Source organism: Streptomyces sp. NPDC058619, assembly GCF_042717785.1.
Lineage (GTDB): Bacteria > Actinomycetota > Actinomycetes > Streptomycetales > Streptomycetaceae > Streptomyces.
This window is the reverse complement of sequence record NZ_JBHXQN010000004.1, coordinates 214,891-231,156: the sequence shown is the minus strand read 5'-3', so window position 1 is coordinate 231,156 and position 16,266 is coordinate 214,891. Positions and strand designations below refer to the sequence as shown.

The window sequence follows — 16,266 nt, the reverse complement described above, 5'->3', positions numbered from 1 at the left end:
GCGGGGCAGGGCGGAGCCCGGCGACGTACCGGACAACTGGGGTACGTCACCGGGTCGGGCGGGATGGTTCAGGCCCCCGACGAGGGCTCGCCGCTCTCACCGGAGCCGTCAGGGGCGGGTGCACCAGGTACGGGGAGGCGGGCGCCCCGGCTCAGCGCGATCCGGTGGACGTCGCGCAGGGACTCGGTCATACGGGCCGCGAGGTAGCGGAGCTGAGGGGTGGTGACCTTGCGGTCGGCGAGCATGTCGGTTGCATGGTCGAGCAGTTCGGCGGCCATGCCGAGCTGGACGCTCTCGATGTTGTCGGCGACCCGGGAGAGGTATCCCGTGCCGTCACCGATGAGGTAACAGGGCTTGTCGTCCGTGCCGGTCCACGGCAACAGCCGCGCCCCGCCCGCCGTCTCGCTGATCACGCGGTCACCACCCTGCCGTGAATGAGACGTGGCCCGATGTCGATCCCGTGCACGGCCAGCCACAGCGCGCGCCGGCGGGCCCGCTGGCGCCGGGCCTCCGCTCGCTGTTCGCGCGTCTGGCCGAGCGGACGGTACGGGCGGACGCGCGGGCCGGGCCCGGGCGGCGCGGCGGGGCAGCTCGGGGCGGGCTCCAGGAACCGCAGCAGCGGCTCAAGGATGCGGGCGATACAGTGCGACACGTCGTCAACTCCGTTGAGGTTGATGGCCACGCCCCCGGGCCGTTCACGCGGTCGCGGGGGTCCTCCATGTCCGGCGGAATCCAGCCGGGCCCGTCGCTACGGCATCAGCCGACGCACGGACATCGCTGTGTAGCGATCCATTCACAGAGTGAGACCGCGCGGGCTAGGCTCGCCAGGGGGTTGAGCGTGACGAATGCTTTGTCACACGGGAGTTGACCATGAGCAACATCTATGGGGACTGGCTGAAGGAACAACGCGTGGCGGCCGGCCTGACCCAACAGGAACTGGCCAACGCGGCCGTCATGACCCGTTCGCACATCTCACACATCGAGGCGGGCCGCCGCATCCCGTCGAAGGAGGACGCGCGGCGGCTGGACAGGGCCCTGAACACGGGGAACGTACTGAGCAGCTTCCTACCGGATGAGAACGCGGCGGTTGCCGATTACTTCGAGGCTGCCCTGCAGCTCGAACAGCAGGCGACCATGATCCGGGAGTTCGCGCTGTCGTTCATCCCTGGCATCCTGCAGACCGAAAGGTACGCGCGTGCGGTTCTGAGCACGTCGTTCCCTCCTGTGAGTGAAGAGGAATGTGACAGGCTCGTTGTCACACGGCTTGGGCGGGCGAAGGTGCTCGACGATCCGGTACAGCCGGTAGTTTGGGCGCTGCTGGACGAGGCGGTGCTGCGTCGCGCGGTCGGTGGCCCGGACGTCATGGCGGAGCAGATCATGCACATCGTCCGCTTGGTCGAGGCTGAGCGCATCCGCGTACATATGATGCCGTTCGCCCTCGGATTTCACCCACTGATGGAAAGCATGCTCACGCTGCTGTGGTTCGAGGATCAACCGCCTGTGGCGTACAGCGAGGGCCTGCGTATGGGCAAGGTGCATGACTCCCCGTCCGTGGTTCAGGAGTTGCAAGGCCGCTACGATCTTGCGCTGAGCGACGCACTGCCGCTGAAGGAGTCATTGGCCCTGCTGAGGGCGACCGCAAAGGACTACAGACACCATGACTGAACACACCATCCCGAACGCTTCCTCACTGACCGGCTGGCGCAAGTCAACCTACAGTGGCAGCGAAGGCGGCAGCTGCGTCGAGGTCCTGGACGGTTACCCGTCAGGCATGCCGGTCCGCGACTCTAAGACCCCGCACGGCCCCGCGCTGATATTCCCGGCGGTCAGCTGGTCATCGTTCGTCGCGGCCGTCAAAGGCGGCGAGTTCCCCACCTGAGCCCCGGGCCAAACGGCCCCTGTCTCATTACGGAAGCGTTGTCATTTCGACAGCTCGCCAGCACGGACCTCATCACCTGCAAGTAGCCCACCAACCAGTCCCTGCTTGAGCTTCCACAGCTTACCCAGTTGTTCCTCATCCACCGCGATCTCACGCAGCGGTGCGGCAGCGAGCCGCACGAGCCTCTCCTGTTCTTCGCACGGCGGAACTGGGATCTTAAATCCAAGCACATCCGACTTGGTGATGTTCGGGTCCTTCCGAGTGCTAGCCGCGAATCGACGCCACCCATGTCGACCATGCTGCAGCGCGAGCAAGAGATATTCAGGATTGAGGTCGCGGCGCGCTTCGAGGACCGAAACCGCCTGGTTCACCGCAGCTGGAACTCCAAGGATGGCAGTACGACCGATCTGCTCCCACCCTCCATACATTGCGACCAACACCGATTGGACCGGGAACCGGCGCAGCCGGAGTTCAGACATAGCCACGTCAGTCAGCGATTCATCCGTGACCAAAATTGATCCTTCATTGAGGTCCAGCGTCTTCACCCACGGCGTGCCAGCTTTGGCGAAGTACCGGGACCCCGCTGCTCTACTAGGGGTTGAACCGGAGCTGACATGACACAAGTCACCAATACTCCTGAGCGGCCACGGTTCGCCATCCCGGAAGGCGCGGTCCAGGAGTCCGCTCCTCACCATCCGCATCTTAGAAATCTCGGCACGGATTTCCCGCTCTTGCACAGAAGCAGCATCAAGAACGGCGACCACTCTTCGCTGCTCCGCGAGAGGGCAAACGGGGATCGCCAGCTCCTTAATCATTGCGCTGGAAATCTTGACCATGCTTTCAGATGTCCCTTGCGCCAATGCAGCGATACGCCGCCTGGTTCCTGGCGCACGAAGGACAATTTCAAGAAACTCCGGAAGGCATCTCTCGGAAGTCCGCAACCTCATCATCAGATCCGGGTATACACAGGGAACACCCACATCTCGATAGATCCCGGCCAGCCCCACTAGATTACGAGTGTTTGCGCGACTAACAAGAAGATCACCGTCACGCAACACCGCGACATGCTCAGCAAACGAGGAAGACGGGGCATTCTTGAGTTGAAGCGGCTGAAATCCATGTTGCGTGAGGCAGCCGAGGCCCAGCATCTTCACACCAGTCCATGTTTGGCTTTCCACTGGTGAGATACCATTCCGAATCGGTTCAGCAAGGACCGAGCCCAGGGGAACCCTCTGCCAGCCCTCAGACCACATAGCCCAGCTCCTCCAGGAGGCCATCCAGCGCCGCCGCCGCCCTCTCCCGCTCAGCCCGGATCTGCCGCAGCGATAGTGCGTACTTGGACTCCCACCCCTCGAAGGCGTCCGCCAACTCCCTCCGCTGGCACACCACATGGTCGTTCAATTTGCCTGCCAAGTCGTCCCGCAACAATGCCAGCACTACCCGACGCTCCCCCATCGGACCCAACGCCTGCCGCGCCCGGATCAACCTCGGCGCTTCCTCCCCCAGCTTGGGAGGGTCACTCGGCCAGGGGAACCAGAACTCCGCCTCAAGGCGCTTGATCAGCGCGGCCGCCTTGGGGCGCCCCTTCTCCACCTGGGTGAGCTCAGCCAACTGCTCGACAGTCAGGGCTACTTGCTCACATGTGAGGCCCTCGCCGTCCTCCGCGTCACCGCCCTCGCTGTCCTCCAGCGGCTCCGGCTCCGCGTTGAGTTCCTTCCACCGTGCGTCCAGCTCTGCCTTCCGCGCGTCCGCCGCCGCCAGCTCCTCCAGGAAGTCCGGAGCGATCTCGGCAACCACCCCCTTGTGGTCATACGCCTGACGTCGCTCAGGGGGCTTCCGATTCCTCAGTTTCCGTGTCTTCGGGTCCTGTTCGGGCGCGAGCATCGTCTCAACCTGCTCAACCCAGCCATCCAGGACTCCCCCGAATCCGTTCTCCGACAGCGCGAGGAGGTCATACTTGGCCTCGTACCACCAGCCGGCCACCGCGCCCGCGAGCGCGTACCGGTCGAGCAGGCCGACCCCACCCAGCCGTTCCACAAACGATTCCATCAGCGATCCCCGCACTGCCATCATCGCGACCTTGCGCTCCGAGGGCGTCAGGTCGGCGAGGCGCTCCGGAGTCGCTGCCACTGCCTCCAAGTGTCGGGCTTCCTCCTCCCACCACTTCGCAAAGGCGGCCCACAGGTCGTCCTCGCGCGGACGTGCCAGCTCCGCCAGCCGGACCGCGTCCGGGCGCTGATCCCCCGGGAGGAAGCCCACGTACGACGGGTCCACCGGGTCGAGCTCGGCGAAGAGGTCGGTCAGCTCCAACCCATACCCGCCCAGCAGTTCCTTCTTCGCTTCGATCTCTGCGCGCGGCACACCGCCCACCAAGTGCGCCCGCACGTCCTGCGGCTCCGGCGGAGGAGTGTTGTCCACGTAGCGGCGGATGCTGAGGTTGTACTCGTTCTCGCTTAGCTCCTCGCTGGTCACGATCCTTGAGAATCCCGGCACTTCCGCGTACGCGTGGTAGGTAGAGGTGATCTTCTCCGCGTGTTCGGGCAGAAGGACGTTCTGCGCCGACTCTTTCCGGTACTCCCTGTCCGCGTTGATGAACAGCACCTTGCCCGCCCGCGCCGGATCCTTCTTGCCCGGTGGGCGCAGCACCAGGATGCAGGCAGGGATATTGGTGCCATAGAAAAGGTTCGGGGCCAGGCCGATGACAGCCTCGACCGCGTCCTCGTCGAGGAGCTTCCTTCGGATCTTCTCCTCACCGCCCACGCGGAAGAGCACCCCATGCGGCATGACCGTGATGACCATGCCGCCGCGCCCTTCCCGCTTGGTCTCCCAGAGCATGTGCTGGAGGAACATCAGGTCGGCATTGCCACTCCCGGTCGTCGTCCCGTACGTCGTGCGCTCCGCGCCGTGCGCGAGGTCGGCGAGCGCGTAGTCCATGGAGAACGGCGGGTTGCTCAGCACACCGTCGAAGCGGTCCGCGTCCGTCCTCGGTACGTGCGCCGGCTCGGCCAGGGTGTCGCCGGTACGCAGGTCGAAGCGGCGGACGCCGTGCAGGACCATGTTCATCGTGGACATGATCCATGAGCCGCTGTTGGCGTCCTGGCCCGCGAAGAACATGTCCGAGGTGTCGCCGCCGTGCTCCTCCACGTACTCCTTGGCGTGGATGAGCATGCCGCCCGAGCCGACGCAGGGGTCGTAGATGCGCATGCCCTGCTTGGGGCCGAGCAGCTCGACCATCATGCGGACCACCGCGCGCGGGGTGTAGAACTCGCCGCCCTTGCGGCCCGCCGAGTCCGCGAATTCCTTGATCAGGTACTCGTACGCGGCGCCGATCAGGTCGGGGAACTCGAAGTCGTCCGTCCGCAGCCTGACGCGCCCGAAGTGCGCGATGAGCAGCTTCAGCCGCTGATCGGCGAGCTTGGCCGCGCCGGCCGCCGCGCCGGAGCCGCCGATGCGGTTGAAGTCGAGGTGGTCGAAGAGCCCCTTCAGCTTGTCGTTCTGACCTTCCAGCGCCTGGAGGGCCGGGCGCAGGCGGTCCTCGTTGATGTTGTGGGTGGCCGAGGAGATCCACTTCCAGCGGGCGTTTCTCGGTACGAACAGCACATCGCGGTCGCCGTACGCGGACTCCTGCTCCAGGAAGCTCTCCAGCATCTCCCCGTCGAGGTCCAGCTCCTTGGCCGCGTACTCCCTGATGTGGTCCCGGGCGGCCTCGAACTCGTCATTGGCCCGCTTCAGAAAGAGCAGGCCGAAGATGTAGTCCTTGTACTCGGAGGCGTCCATCGTGCCGCGGAGGATGTCCGCGGCGGCGAACAGATGCCGCTCCAACTGCGCGAGCGTGAGCTTGGCCACGAATACGACTCCCTACGACCCCGGTATGACGTAGGAACCCTACGGCGGCGGCGGGGTCCGGCGAAAACCGTTCCCCGAACTGGGGCCGGTCCCGTCAGTACGAGGCGATTCCGAGCCCGTCCTCGACGAAGGCGAAGACGTCGGTGTACGGATCGCGCTTGACCAGCGGTACATGATCACCGTGCGCGGCGTTCATCTGCAGGGCGCGCTTCTTGGCCTCCGCGAAACTGCCCCGTGCGATCTGCTCCGGCAGCACGCTCTTGATGTTCGCCGCGTCCTTGGCGAACGGCAGCCGGTTCGTCACCTGGCCGCAGACCCCGCCGAAGGTGCCGGTCACCGGCTTGTGGTGGAGCAGCCGCCACACCTCGAAGCAGGGGTGCGAGAACGCGACCCGTACGTCCCCGTCCCGGGCCTGCTTCAGCGCCACATCGATGGACTCGTGCTCGTCGCGGTCGAACAGGCACCAGACCTGGGGCCAGAACTCTTTCTTCAGGCCGCTGCGCTTAGCGTCGCGGGCTTCGTCACGCATGAGCCGCACCGCCGCCTCGACCAGCTTGATCGGCTTGCGCTGGGAACCGGGCGCGCTCGCGTTCGCGATCCGTACCTCGACCGCCAGGGACGGGTCGGCGCAGACACCCTTGTCGCGGATGATCCGGATGTAGTCGGGCTCGGTGACCTTGCCCTCTGTGAAGACGTACACGACCCGGCGACGCCGCCCGCGGTCCTGCTTCGCCGGGCCCAGCGAGTCCTTCCCCCTCGTACGCGCCATCAGCTCAGCTCCGCCCCGTGCCCACGATCCCGTTCACGTTCTTGTCCTGTGGCGGCCAGCAGTCGCCGGGCGATCTGGCCCTCCATGAGGTCGGGGACCGCGCCGAAGGCCCCGGCCAGGTAGGACTTCATCAGGTCCTCACCCTCTCCCGGGGAGGCGGCGCTCAGGGGGTACAGATCGGTGGCCCCGTCCTTGTCCTTCTCCGTCAGCCACACCTGCCCCGGCTCCAGCAGGCGCCCACCGCTCGGGGTGGTCAGCACTGAGGGATCGTGCGAGGTGAAGACGAGCTGTGCGCCCTTCGGGTTGGCGTCCGGGTCGTGGAAGAGCCGGATGACCTCGGCGGCGAAGCGCGGGTGCAGGCTCGCGTCCAGCTCGTCGACCAGCAGTACGGCGCCCTCGTCGAGCGCCAGCAGAAGGGGGCCGAGCAGGGCGTACCAGGAGCGGGTGCCGTAGGACTCCTGGCCCCAGTCGAAGGCCACATCACCGGCGACCGAGCGGTGGGTGAGCTTCACCGCCACCCCGTCCTTGCCATCCGGGACGACTTCCGCGCCAGTAATGCCCAGGTCCGCGACCTGCAAGAGTTCCTTGATCCGGAGGGCGCGGCCACCGGACAGCTCCCGGGTGGTAAATCCCGCCCGCTCCGCCCGCTCGTCCTCCGGGTTGATCAGCCACAGATTGCGGCGGAACCAGTGGAAGAGCGGCGAGAGCTGCGGGTGGTTGTCCGTGCCGGCGGTGGACAGCAGCAGGGCGTTCGCGCGAGTGCGCCGCGCCAGGTGGAGGCGGTCCTTGACCCGGGCGCCCGGCCATTCATAGACCTCGGACCGCGAGGCGTCCCGGTCCAACCAGACCTGGCGGTGGCCTCGGGGGTAGCTGTGCAGCCATTCGGCCTCGACCCGGGCCGCCCCGAGCTCGAAGCCGTATGTCCAGCGCACGCCGTCGATCACGAGGTCGGCCTCGAAGAAGCTCGGCTCGCCCTCTGCCTTGGCGTCCAGCGCGAAGGCGCGGCGCGGGATGGTGTCGTATGAGGCCCAGCGGGCGTAGGAATTGAGGACGGCCGTCCTCATGTCCGTCATGGCGGCGAGAACGTTCGACTTGCCCGAGGCGTTCGCCCCGAAGATGCCGATGAGCGGTAGAACCCCCAGCGAGCCGCTGCCTGCGAGCTCCAGCGGGCGGGCGGGCTCGCTCGGCTCGCCCTCGGGTACGACGAAGGACAGTTCCTGCTCGTCACGCAGGGACCGTACGTTCGCGGTGCGGAACCTCAGCAGCATGCTGCCCCCTCTCCGCGGTCAGGGTAATGGCACGGGGTGACATCGGCGCGCTCCCGGGTGGCATCGGACGTGCTGCGTCTCACTCTGGACACCACCGACAACTCGCCGGTAACTTTATCTGAGCAAGCGCTTAGCTATAGGCGGCGGGCCGCCGCGACGAAGGGAGTCCGGCGATGCGCCGTACCGTTTTCAACGAGGACCACGAGGCGTTCCGCGAGACCATCCGCGCCTTCATCGAGGCCGAGGTCGTCCCCGTCTACGACGAGTGGTTCCAGGCCGGCCAGGCGCCCCGCGACTTCTACTACAAGCTCGGCGAGCTGGGCGTCTTCGGCATCAACGTCCCCGAGGAGTTCGGCGGCGCGGGCCTGGACACGCACAAGTTCGAGGCCGTCCTCTACGAGGAGACCTCCCGCGCGGGCGTGAACTTCGGCGGCTCCGGCGTGCACGTGCTGCTCGCCCTCCCGTACATCAAGATGCTCTCCACCGACGAGCAGAAGAAGCGCTACCTGCCGAAGTTCGTCACCGGCGAGGAGATGTGGGCGCTCGCCATGACCGAGCCGGGCACCGGCTCCGACGTCGCGGGCATGAAGACCACCGCCAAGCTCTCCGAGGACGGCACCCACTACGTCCTCAACGGCTCCAAGACCTTCATCACCGGCGGTGTGCACGCCGACCGGGTGATCGTCTGCGCCCGCACCTCCGCCCCGCGCGAGGACGACCGCCGCTTCGGCATCTCCCTCTTCGCCGTGGACACCAAGTCCGAGGGCTACTCGATCGGCCGCAAGCTCGACAAGCTCGGCCTGCGCACCTCCGACACGGCCGAGCTGGCCTTCGTCGACGTGAAGGTCCCGGTCGAGGACCTGATGGGCGAGGAGAACAAGGGCTTCTACTACCTCGGCGCCAACCTGCCGTCCGAGCGCTGGGGCATCGCCTTCGGCGCCTACGCGCAGGCCAAGGCCGCCGTCCGGTTCGCCCAGCAGTACGTGACGGACCGCACCGTCTTCGGCAAGCCCGTCGCCCACTTCCAGAACACCAAGTTCGAACTGGCCTCCTGCCAGGCCGAGGTGGACGCAGCCGAGGCGGTCGCCGACCGCGCCCTGGAGGCCCTGGACGCCGGTGAGCTGACCGCCGCCGAGGCCGCTTCCGCGAAGCTGTTCTGCACCGAGGTCGCGCACCGCGTCATCGACAAGTGCCTCCAGCTGCACGGCGGTTACGGCTACATGAACGAGTACCCGATCGCCCGTCTGTACGCCGACAACCGCGTGAACCGCATCTACGGCGGCACCAGCGAGGTCATGAAGTCCATCATCGCCAAGTCCATGGGCCTGTAAGGGATTCGGGACACCTACCCTTCCCCCATGAACGAGGCACTGACGACGCTCCTCGACCTGCTCGACCTGGAGCAGATCGAGGAGAACATCTTCCGCGGTACCAGCCGTTCGGCGCTGGTACCGCGCGTGTTCGGCGGCCAGGTCGCGGCCCAGGCCCTGGTCGCGGCCGGGCGGACCGTTCCCGAGGACCGCACCGCGCACTCGCTGCACTCGTACTTCCTGCGCGCCGGGGACCCGGGCGCGCCCATCGTCTACTCGGTGGACCGGATCCGCGACGGCCGCTCCTTCACCACGCGCCGGGTCGTCGCCGTCCAGCACGGCCAGCCGATCTTCCACCTCTCCGCGTCGTTCCAGACGTACGAGGACGGGCTCGACCACCAGGCCGCCATGCCGGCCGCCCCGGACCCGGAGACCCTGCCCACCGCCGCCGAGGCCCTGCCCGCCCACCGGTCCGCCTTCCGCGATCCGGGCACCGTGGAGCGGTTGATCGACGCGCGCGCCGCCGTGGACCTGCGCTACGCGACGGTCCCGCCCTGGGGCAGTGTCGGCGAGCCGGTGGAGCCCCGGTCCCAGGTGTGGTTCCGTACGTCCGGGAAGCTGGAGAGCGACGATGCCCTGCTGCACACCTGCCTGGCCACGTACGTCTCGGACATGACGCTGCTGGACTCGGTGCTGCTCGCCCACGGGCGGGGCGGCTGGGCGGTCGGCGACGTGGTGGGTGCCTCGCTGGACCACGCCATGTGGTTCCACCGGCCGTTCCGCGCGGACGAGTGGCTGCTGTACGACCAGGAGTCGCCGTCGGCGGCCGCCGGCCGGGGCCTCGGCCAGGCCCGGATCTGGACCCAGGACGGGCGCCTGGCGGTGACGGTCATCCAGGAGGGCGTCGTCCGCGTCCCGCGTGCGTGACGGGCACCCCGGCGGGCCACCCCGGCGACCTCAGTCCCACCAGAAGCCCCAGTGGCGGGTGCCGGTGACCCCCTCGTCCGCGTAGGCGCGGATGCTGCCGGAGCCCTGCCAGACGTTGTCGGGGCAGAACGCGAAGTGCTCCGCCGCGACGGGGAGCGCCCGGGCGGTCGTCCGCGGCGGGGCCGCCACGGACACCTGGAGTTCGTCGAAGCCGAGGGCGACGACCCGGGCGCCGAAGCGGTCCTCCCAGGAGCGCAGGACCGCGCTGACGAGGGCGGTGTCGTTCTCGTGGTTCGTCGGTCCGCACCAGCCCGCCGCGGCGGGTACGTCGGCCGAACGGCCCGCGGGGACCAGCGCGAGCCGCGGGCTCGGCAGGAAGCCGCTCGCGATCAGCTCGTCGGCGAGCGCGCGGGCGGCGGCCTCCGCCTCGGCCGCGTCCGGCGAGCCCTCCGGTCCCGGCGGCGCGAGGCCCGGCCAGTCCCTGCCGAACGGGGCGATGAGCTCCTCGCCCTCCGCCCCCTCCTCGGGATCGGGGACCACCCCGGTCCAGAACGCGCGCAGCACCGGCTCGGCGTGGTGGTCGTCGGGGTCGGACATCCGCTGCGGCGCGAACTCCCGTTCGTGCCACCACCGTTCCAGCCCCGGGCGGCCTTGGAACAGCACCGCCTGGAGCCCGGCGGACGCCGTCGCGGGGGTGCGGTACGCGGCGAGCCCGCCGGCGCCCACGGCCCCGTCGGAGACCCACAGCAGCGGCTCGGGAGCACTGCCCCACCTCCGTCGGCCGGGCGTGTCGATGACCGTACCGGGGGGCAGATCCAGCCCCAGGGAGCGTCCCCGGGGGTCGTCGGCCAGGACGGACAGCGGGTTGCGGGCGCGCGGCGGCTTCGGCATGGGGCCGACCGTAACGGCCGCCAGTGACAGCGGGCGCCGAGGCAACGGGCGCCCCGGGCACCGGCGCCCGGACGGCCGGAGCCGCGGGCCGCGGGCCGCGGCAGCCGCTGACGGCCGGCGCCGCGGGGGCCGCCGGCCCTACGCCTCCAGCAGGCCCGCCGCGTCCAGCAGGTACGCCACCATCGGGTCGTAGTGGCGCGGGTCGCGCACGTGGTCGTCCAGGGGGATCGCCACCTGGAGGGTGCCCTCGGCCTCGGCGAGGAACAGCGCCGGGTCGTTGCAGTCGGCGTAGCCCACCGCGTCCAGGCCCCGCTGGGCCGCGCACCCCGCCCAGCCGTGGTCGGCGACGACGAGGTCCGGCTGCGGGCGGTTCGACGCCGCCAGGCCGTCCAGGATCGCGGCCATCGGTTCCGGCGAATGGGTGTGCCACAACGTCGCGCCCCGCTCCAGGACGGCGATGTCGGCGAACTGCCACACCGAGCCCTCGTCGGCGTGCAGCCCGGCCGGGATGACCACGATCTCGCAGCCCGCCGCCCGCAGCGCGGCCGCCGTCGCCCGGTGGACGTCCAGCAGCCCGCCCGGGTGCCCGGTGGCCAGCAGCACGCTCTGCCGGTCCAGGGCGGCCTTGCGCAGCCGCGCCGCCAGCCGGTCCAGGCCGGCCACGGTCAGCTCCGGGTCGATGGTGTCCTGCCCGTACCGGTGCTCGGCGTCGTCCACGACACCGCAGCGCTCCGCCATCACCGCGAGGACGTCCTGCTCGTCGGTCCAGCGGTCGCCCAGCTCCAGGCCGAGCCAGTAGTGCCGGTCGCCGTTGGCGAGCTTGCGGTAGTGGGAGAGGTTGTTCTCGCGCGGCGTCGCGACCTGCCCCGCGATGCGGGTGCGCACCAGGTGGTCGATGAGCTCGGCGCGGCTCGGCGGTTCAACAGATCGGTCGGGCGTCTCTATCGGCTTCGGCATACGGCCCATTCTGCCGCCGCCCGGGCGGAGGCGTCCCGTCCATCTCGGTCGCCGGACGCGCCCGCTCACACGGACAGCGCCCCGAACGCCCCGTGGGCGAGCCGGCGCAGCAGCGACTCCGTCGCCTCCCGGCCCAGCGCGGCCAGGTGCGGAGTGGAGTTCAGCAGGCCGAAGACGGCGTGCACGGAGACCCGTACCTCGGCCTCGCCCACCTCGGGGTGCAGTTCCCGTACGACGTCCACCCACAGCTCGACGTACTGGCGCTGGAGCTGCCGCACGAGCTTGCGGTCGGCGTCCCGGAGCCGGTCGAGCTCCCGGTCGTGCACGGTGATCAGCGCGCGGTCGTCGAGCGCGAAGTCGATGTGCCCGTCGATGAGGGAGGACAGGACCCCCGGCGGGTCGCCGGCCGCCTCCGCCACCCGGTGGCGGCCGCCGGTGAGCAGCCGTTCGCTGATGCCCACGAGGAGTTCGGCGAGCATCGCGTCCTTGCCCGCGAAGTGCCGGTACAGGCCGGGGCCGCTGATGCCCACCGCGGCCCCTATCTCGTCGACGCCGACCCCGTGGAACCCACGCGCGGCGAAGAGACGAGCGGCCTCACTGAGGATCTGCTCGCGACGGGTGGGGGCGGCCGCTCTGGTGCTCATGGGAAACCATTCTAGACAGGGCCGTTAGCGGTCGTTAACCTAAGCCCCACAAGCGTTAACGCTCATTAACACCGTGCACCGAGCAAGGGAGCTCGACCGATGCAGCAGGCACCAGTGCTGACGAGCGCCGCGGACCCGGCGTCCGAGGCCTGGCGGGCCAACGAGGCCGCCCACCGCGAGCTGGCCGAGGGCCTGCGCGCCCGGCTGGAGACAGCCCGGCTCGGCGGCGGCGAGAAGGCCCGCGCCCGCCACACCGCGCGCGGCAAGCTCCTCCCGCGCGACCGCGTGGACGCCCTCCTGGATCCCGGCTCGCCTTTCCTGGAGCTGGCCCCGCTGGCCGCCGAGGGCATGTACGGGGGCTCGGCCCCCGCCGCCGGTGTAATCGCGGGCATCGGCCGGGTCAGCGGCCGCGAGTGCGTGATCGTCGCGAACGACGCCACCGTCAAGGGCGGCACCTACTACCCGATGACCGTCAAGAAGCACCTGCGCGCCCAGGAAGTGGCCCTGGAGAACCGTCTCCCCTGCCTCTACCTGGTCGACTCGGGCGGCGCCTTCCTCCCCATGCAGGACGAGGTCTTCCCCGACCGGGAGCACTTCGGTCGCATCTTCTACAACCAGGCGCGCATGTCGGGGGCCGGCATCCCGCAGATCGCCGCCGTCCTCGGCTCGTGCACGGCCGGCGGCGCGTACGTGCCGGCGATGAGCGACGAGGCCGTCATCGTCCGCGGCCAGGGCACGATCTTCCTCGGCGGCCCGCCGCTGGTGAAGGCCGCCACCGGCGAGGTGGTCACGGCCGAGGAGCTGGGCGGCGGCGAGGTCCACTCCCGCGTCTCCGGGGTGACCGACCACCTCGCGGAGGACGACGCGCACGCGCTGCGGATCGTACGGAACATCGTGGCGACCCTCCCCGAGCGCGGGGCCCTGCCCTGGTCGGTCGAGGCGCCGGAAGAGCCCAAGGTGGACCCGTACGGGCTCTACGGCGCGGTCCCCGTCGACTCGCGCACCCCGTACGACGCCCGCGAGATCATCGCGCGGATCGTGGACGGCTCCCGCTTCCAGGAGTTCAAGGCGGAGTTCGGGCAGACGCTGGTCACCGGCTTCGCCCGGATCCACGGCCACCCGGTCGGGATCATCGCCAACAACGGCATCCTCTTCTCCGAATCCGCCCAGAAGGGCGCGCACTTCATCGAGCTGTGCGACCAGCGCGGGATCCCGCTGCTGTTCCTCCAGAACATCTCGGGCTTCATGGTCGGCCGCGACTACGAGGCGGGCGGCATCGCCAAGCACGGCGCCAAGATGGTCACGGCCGTGGCCTGCGCCCGGGTGCCGAAGCTGACCGTGGTCGTCGGCGGTTCGTACGGCGCGGGCAACTACTCGATGTGCGGGCGCGCCTACTCGCCCCGCTTCCTGTGGATGTGGCCCAACGCCAAGATCTCCGTGATGGGCGGCGAGCAGGCGGCCTCGGTCCTGGCCACCGTCAAGCGGGACCAGATCGAGGGCGCCGGCCAGGACTGGCCGGCCGGGGACGAGGAGGCCTTCAAGGCCCCGGTCCGCGCCCAGTACGAGGAGCAGGGCAACGCGTACTACGCGACCGCCCGGCTGTGGGACGACGGGGTCATCGACCCCATGGAGACCCGGCAGGTGCTGGGACTGGCCCTGACCGCGTGCGCGAACGCCCCGCTGGGCGACTCCGCTTTCGGCATCTTCCGTATGTGACGTGATGTGACGTGAGGACCTCTTCGATGTTCAGCACTGTTCTGGTCGCGAACCGGGGCGAGATCGCGGTACGGGTCATCCGCACGCTGCGGCAGCTCGGCATCCGCTCCGTGGCCGTCTTCAGCGACGCGGACGCGGACGCCCGGCACGTACGGGAGGCCGACACGGCCGTCCGGATCGGCCCGGCGGCGGCCGCGGAGAGCTACCTGTCGGTGGAGCGGCTGCTGGAGGCGGCCCGCCGCACCGGCGCCGAGGCCGTCCACCCCGGCTACGGCTTCCTCGCGGAGAACGCGGCCTTCGCGGCGGCGTGCGCCGACGCCGGACTGGCCTTCATCGGGCCGCCCGCCTCGGCGATCTCCCTGATGGGCGACAAGATCCGCGCCAAGGAGACGGTGAAGGCGGCCGGGGTCCCGGTCGTCCCGGGCTCCTCGGGCAGCGGGCTCTCGGACGCCGAGCTGGTCGCCGCCTCGCGGGAGATCGGCATGCCGGTGCTGCTCAAGCCCTCGGCGGGCGGCGGCGGCAAGGGCATGCGGCTGGTGCGCGACGAGGCGGTGCTGGCCGAGGAGATCGCGGCCGCCCGCCGCGAGGCCCGCTCCTCGTTCGGCGACGACACCCTGCTGGTCGAGCGGTGGATCGACCGGCCGCGGCACATCGAGATCCAGGTGCTGGCGGACTCCCACGGGAACGTGGTCCACCTCGGCGAGCGGGAGTGCTCCCTCCAGCGGCGCCACCAGAAGGTGATCGAGGAGGCCCCGTCGGTCCTGCTGACGCCGGAGCTGCGGGCGTCGATGGGCGCGGCGGCCGTGGAGGCCGCCCGCTCGTGCGGGTACGTCGGCGCGGGCACGGTGGAGTTCATCGTCCCGGGCGGGGACCCGTCCTCGTACTACTTCATGGAGATGAACACCCGGCTCCAGGTCGAGCACCCGGTGACCGAGCTGGTCACCGGCCTGGACCTGGTGGAACAGCAGCTGCGGGTCGCGGCGGGCGGCGCCCTGGGCCTCGACCAGGCCGACGTCGTGCTGACCGGCCACGCGATCGAGGCCCGCGTCTGCGCGGAGGACCCGGCCCGCGGGTTCCTGCCGTCGGGCGGTACGGTCCTGGCCCTCGCGGAGCCGTCGGGCGGCCCGGTCCGCACGGACTCCGGCCTGCTGGCGGGCGTCCCGGTGGGCTCCACGTACGACCCGATGCTGTCCAAGGTCATCGCGTACGGCCCGGACCGGGCCACCGCCCTGCGGGTGCTGCGGGGCGCGCTCGCCGACACCGTGATCCTGGGCGTCCAGACCAACACCGGGTTCCTGCGGCGGCTCCTCGCCCACCCGGACGTGGTCTCGGGCAACCTGGACACCGGCCTGGTCGAGCGGGACCTCCCCTCGCTCCTCCCGGACGGCGTTCCGCCGGAGGTGTACGCGGCGGCCGCGCTGCTGTCCCGGCCGCCCGCCCCCGCGGGCGGCGGCTGGAGCGACCCCTTCGACGCGCCGAACGGCTGGCGCCTGGGCGGCACCCCCGCCTGGACGGTCCACCACTTCCGCCTCCCGGGCCAGGACCCGGTACGGGTCGAGACCCGGCCGGCCGGGACGGATCCGGCCTCGCCGGCGTTCGAGACGCGGGGTCCGGGGCAGAGCGGCGGCGCACCCGCCCGCGCCCGGATCGCGGCCCGCACCCCCGACACCGTCACGGTCGAGCTGGACGGCGTCACCCACCGGTTCAGCCACGCCGCCTCCCCGGAGGGGACTTGGCTGGGCCGCGACGGCGACAGCTGGCACGTCCAGGACCACGACCCCGTGGCGGCGGCGCTCGGCGGCCGGGGCCAGGGCGGCGCCGGAACCCTCGCCGCGCCCATGCCGGGCACCGTCACCGTCGTCAAGGTGGCCGTCGGGGACGAGGTCGTGGCCGGTCAGAGCCTGCTCGTCGTGGAGGCGATGAAGATGGAGCACGTCATCTCCGCCCCGCACGCCGGCACCGTCACCGAACTCGACGTCACCCCCGGCACCACCGTCGCCATGGACCAGGTCCTGGCCGTGGTGACCCCGGACGAGGAGGAGGGCCGGTGAACGGGCTC

The 16,266-nt window shown here is 69.9% G+C and carries 15 protein-coding genes; 6 read left to right on the top strand and 9 right to left on the bottom strand.

Translation table 11 applies throughout. The features are described 5' to 3' along the window. Positions 1-68: 68 nt before the first annotated feature. Complete coding sequence (locus ACFWTC_RS06845; protein WP_384027969.1) at positions 69-413, bottom strand: hypothetical protein; 345 nt, start codon at positions 411-413, stop codon at positions 69-71. Continuing rightward, the gene (locus ACFWTC_RS06840) at positions 410-652 is read right to left on the bottom strand and encodes a hypothetical protein (protein WP_384027970.1); all 243 of its coding nucleotides are present in this window, start codon (positions 650-652) and stop codon (positions 410-412) included. Before ACFWTC_RS06840 ends, ACFWTC_RS06845 begins: the two co-directional genes overlap by 4 nt. A gap of 218 nt (positions 653-870) precedes the next feature. On the opposite strand from ACFWTC_RS06840, the gene ACFWTC_RS06835 reads away from it, so the two are divergent. Together ACFWTC_RS06835 and ACFWTC_RS06830 are read left to right on the top strand one after the other, a co-directional pair. Continuing rightward, positions 871-1,665: a Scr1 family TA system antitoxin-like transcriptional regulator gene (locus tag ACFWTC_RS06835; protein WP_384027971.1), complete on the top strand. Its 795-nt coding sequence runs from the start codon at positions 871-873 to the stop codon at positions 1,663-1,665. Next, positions 1,658-1,879 carry a DUF397 domain-containing protein gene (locus ACFWTC_RS06830; protein WP_384027972.1) on the top strand — a complete coding sequence of 74 codons (222 nt, stop codon included), beginning with the start codon at positions 1,658-1,660 and terminating at the stop codon, positions 1,877-1,879. The genes ACFWTC_RS06835 and ACFWTC_RS06830 overlap by 8 nt, the downstream gene beginning before the upstream one ends. Before the next feature lie 41 nt (positions 1,880-1,920). Here the strand turns inward: ACFWTC_RS06830 and ACFWTC_RS06825 are convergent, their stop codons facing one another. The 4 genes from ACFWTC_RS06825 to ACFWTC_RS06810 all read right to left on the bottom strand — a co-directional run bounded on the left by ACFWTC_RS06825 (position 1,921) and on the right by ACFWTC_RS06810 (position 7,762). Next, entirely contained in the window at positions 1,921-3,027 is a 1,107-nt protein-coding gene (locus ACFWTC_RS06825; protein ID WP_384028006.1) for a restriction endonuclease subunit S, read from the bottom strand. A gap of 94 nt (positions 3,028-3,121) precedes the next feature. Further along, on the bottom strand, positions 3,122-5,725 hold the full coding sequence (locus tag ACFWTC_RS06820) for an N-6 DNA methylase (protein WP_384027973.1): 2,604 nt from the start codon (positions 5,723-5,725) through the stop codon (positions 3,122-3,124). 94 nt (positions 5,726-5,819) lie between these two features. Next, the gene (locus ACFWTC_RS06815; protein WP_383917146.1) at positions 5,820-6,494 is read right to left on the bottom strand and encodes an RloB family protein; all 675 of its coding nucleotides are present in this window, start codon (positions 6,492-6,494) and stop codon (positions 5,820-5,822) included. Beyond that, positions 6,494-7,762, bottom strand: coding sequence for an ATP/GTP-binding protein (locus tag ACFWTC_RS06810; protein ID WP_384027974.1), 1,269 nt, complete (start codon positions 7,760-7,762; stop codon positions 6,494-6,496). Before ACFWTC_RS06810 ends, ACFWTC_RS06815 begins: the two co-directional genes overlap by 1 nt. Before the next feature lie 173 nt (positions 7,763-7,935). Here ACFWTC_RS06810 and ACFWTC_RS06805 point away from each other — a divergent pair, with 173 nt between their 5' ends. Together ACFWTC_RS06805 and ACFWTC_RS06800 are read left to right on the top strand one after the other, a co-directional pair. Then, a complete protein-coding gene (locus ACFWTC_RS06805) occupies positions 7,936-9,093 on the top strand; it encodes an acyl-CoA dehydrogenase family protein (protein ID WP_267718675.1) in 1,158 nt (385 codons plus the stop codon). Positions 9,094-9,120: 27 nt separating this feature from the next. Then, positions 9,121-9,999: an acyl-CoA thioesterase gene (locus ACFWTC_RS06800; RefSeq protein WP_384027975.1), complete on the top strand. Its 879-nt coding sequence runs from the start codon at positions 9,121-9,123 to the stop codon at positions 9,997-9,999. 30 nt (positions 10,000-10,029) lie between these two features. Here ACFWTC_RS06800 and ACFWTC_RS06795 read toward each other — a convergent pair whose 3' ends face one another. The 3 genes from ACFWTC_RS06795 to ACFWTC_RS06785 all read right to left on the bottom strand — a co-directional run bounded on the left by ACFWTC_RS06795 (position 10,030) and on the right by ACFWTC_RS06785 (position 12,491). Beyond that, positions 10,030-10,890, bottom strand: coding sequence for a DUF4253 domain-containing protein (locus ACFWTC_RS06795; RefSeq protein WP_384027976.1), 861 nt, complete (start codon positions 10,888-10,890; stop codon positions 10,030-10,032). Between the two features lie 138 nt (positions 10,891-11,028). Next, positions 11,029-11,856 (bottom strand): phosphatase, encoded by an 828-nt coding sequence (locus ACFWTC_RS06790; RefSeq protein WP_383917135.1) that lies wholly within the window; start codon positions 11,854-11,856, stop codon positions 11,029-11,031. Between the two features lie 56 nt (positions 11,857-11,912). Continuing rightward, entirely contained in the window at positions 11,913-12,491 is a 579-nt protein-coding gene (locus ACFWTC_RS06785) for a TetR/AcrR family transcriptional regulator (RefSeq protein WP_383917132.1), read from the bottom strand. Positions 12,492-12,590: 99 nt separating this feature from the next. On the opposite strand from ACFWTC_RS06785, the gene ACFWTC_RS06780 reads away from it, so the two are divergent. Next, a complete protein-coding gene (locus ACFWTC_RS06780; protein ID WP_383917129.1) occupies positions 12,591-14,207 on the top strand; it encodes a carboxyl transferase domain-containing protein in 1,617 nt (538 codons plus the stop codon). A gap of 26 nt (positions 14,208-14,233) precedes the next feature. Beyond that, complete coding sequence (locus ACFWTC_RS06775) at positions 14,234-16,258, top strand: acetyl/propionyl/methylcrotonyl-CoA carboxylase subunit alpha (RefSeq protein WP_384027977.1); 2,025 nt, start codon at positions 14,234-14,236, stop codon at positions 16,256-16,258. Positions 16,259-16,266: the final 8 nt, after the last annotated feature.

Bases quoted from the DNA above. Each gene is read 5' to 3' on its own strand.
- ACFWTC_RS06835 (WP_384027971.1), top strand. From the start codon at position 871: ATGAGCAACATCTATGGGGACTGGCTGAAGGAACAACGCGTGGCGGCC.
- ACFWTC_RS06830 (WP_384027972.1), top strand. From the start codon at position 1,658: ATGACTGAACACACCATCCCGAACGCTTCCTCACTGACCGGCTGGCGC.
- ACFWTC_RS06825 (WP_384028006.1), bottom strand. From the start codon at position 3,027: ATGCTGGGCCTCGGCTGCCTCACGCAACATGGATTTCAGCCGCTTCAA.
- ACFWTC_RS06815 (WP_383917146.1), bottom strand. From the start codon at position 6,494: ATGGCGCGTACGAGGGGGAAGGACTCGCTGGGCCCGGCGAAGCAGGAC.
- ACFWTC_RS06810 (WP_384027974.1), bottom strand. From the start codon at position 7,762: ATGCTGCTGAGGTTCCGCACCGCGAACGTACGGTCCCTGCGTGACGAG.
- ACFWTC_RS06805 (WP_267718675.1), top strand. From the start codon at position 7,936: ATGCGCCGTACCGTTTTCAACGAGGACCACGAGGCGTTCCGCGAGACC.
- ACFWTC_RS06800 (WP_384027975.1), top strand. From the start codon at position 9,121: ATGAACGAGGCACTGACGACGCTCCTCGACCTGCTCGACCTGGAGCAG.
- ACFWTC_RS06795 (WP_384027976.1), bottom strand. From the start codon at position 10,890: ATGCCGAAGCCGCCGCGCGCCCGCAACCCGCTGTCCGTCCTGGCCGAC.
- ACFWTC_RS06790 (WP_383917135.1), bottom strand. From the start codon at position 11,856: ATGGGCCGTATGCCGAAGCCGATAGAGACGCCCGACCGATCTGTTGAA.
- ACFWTC_RS06785 (WP_383917132.1), bottom strand. From the start codon at position 12,491: ATGAGCACCAGAGCGGCCGCCCCCACCCGTCGCGAGCAGATCCTCAGT.
- ACFWTC_RS06780 (WP_383917129.1), top strand. From the start codon at position 12,591: ATGCAGCAGGCACCAGTGCTGACGAGCGCCGCGGACCCGGCGTCCGAG.
- ACFWTC_RS06775 (WP_384027977.1), top strand. From the start codon at position 14,234: ATGTTCAGCACTGTTCTGGTCGCGAACCGGGGCGAGATCGCGGTACGG.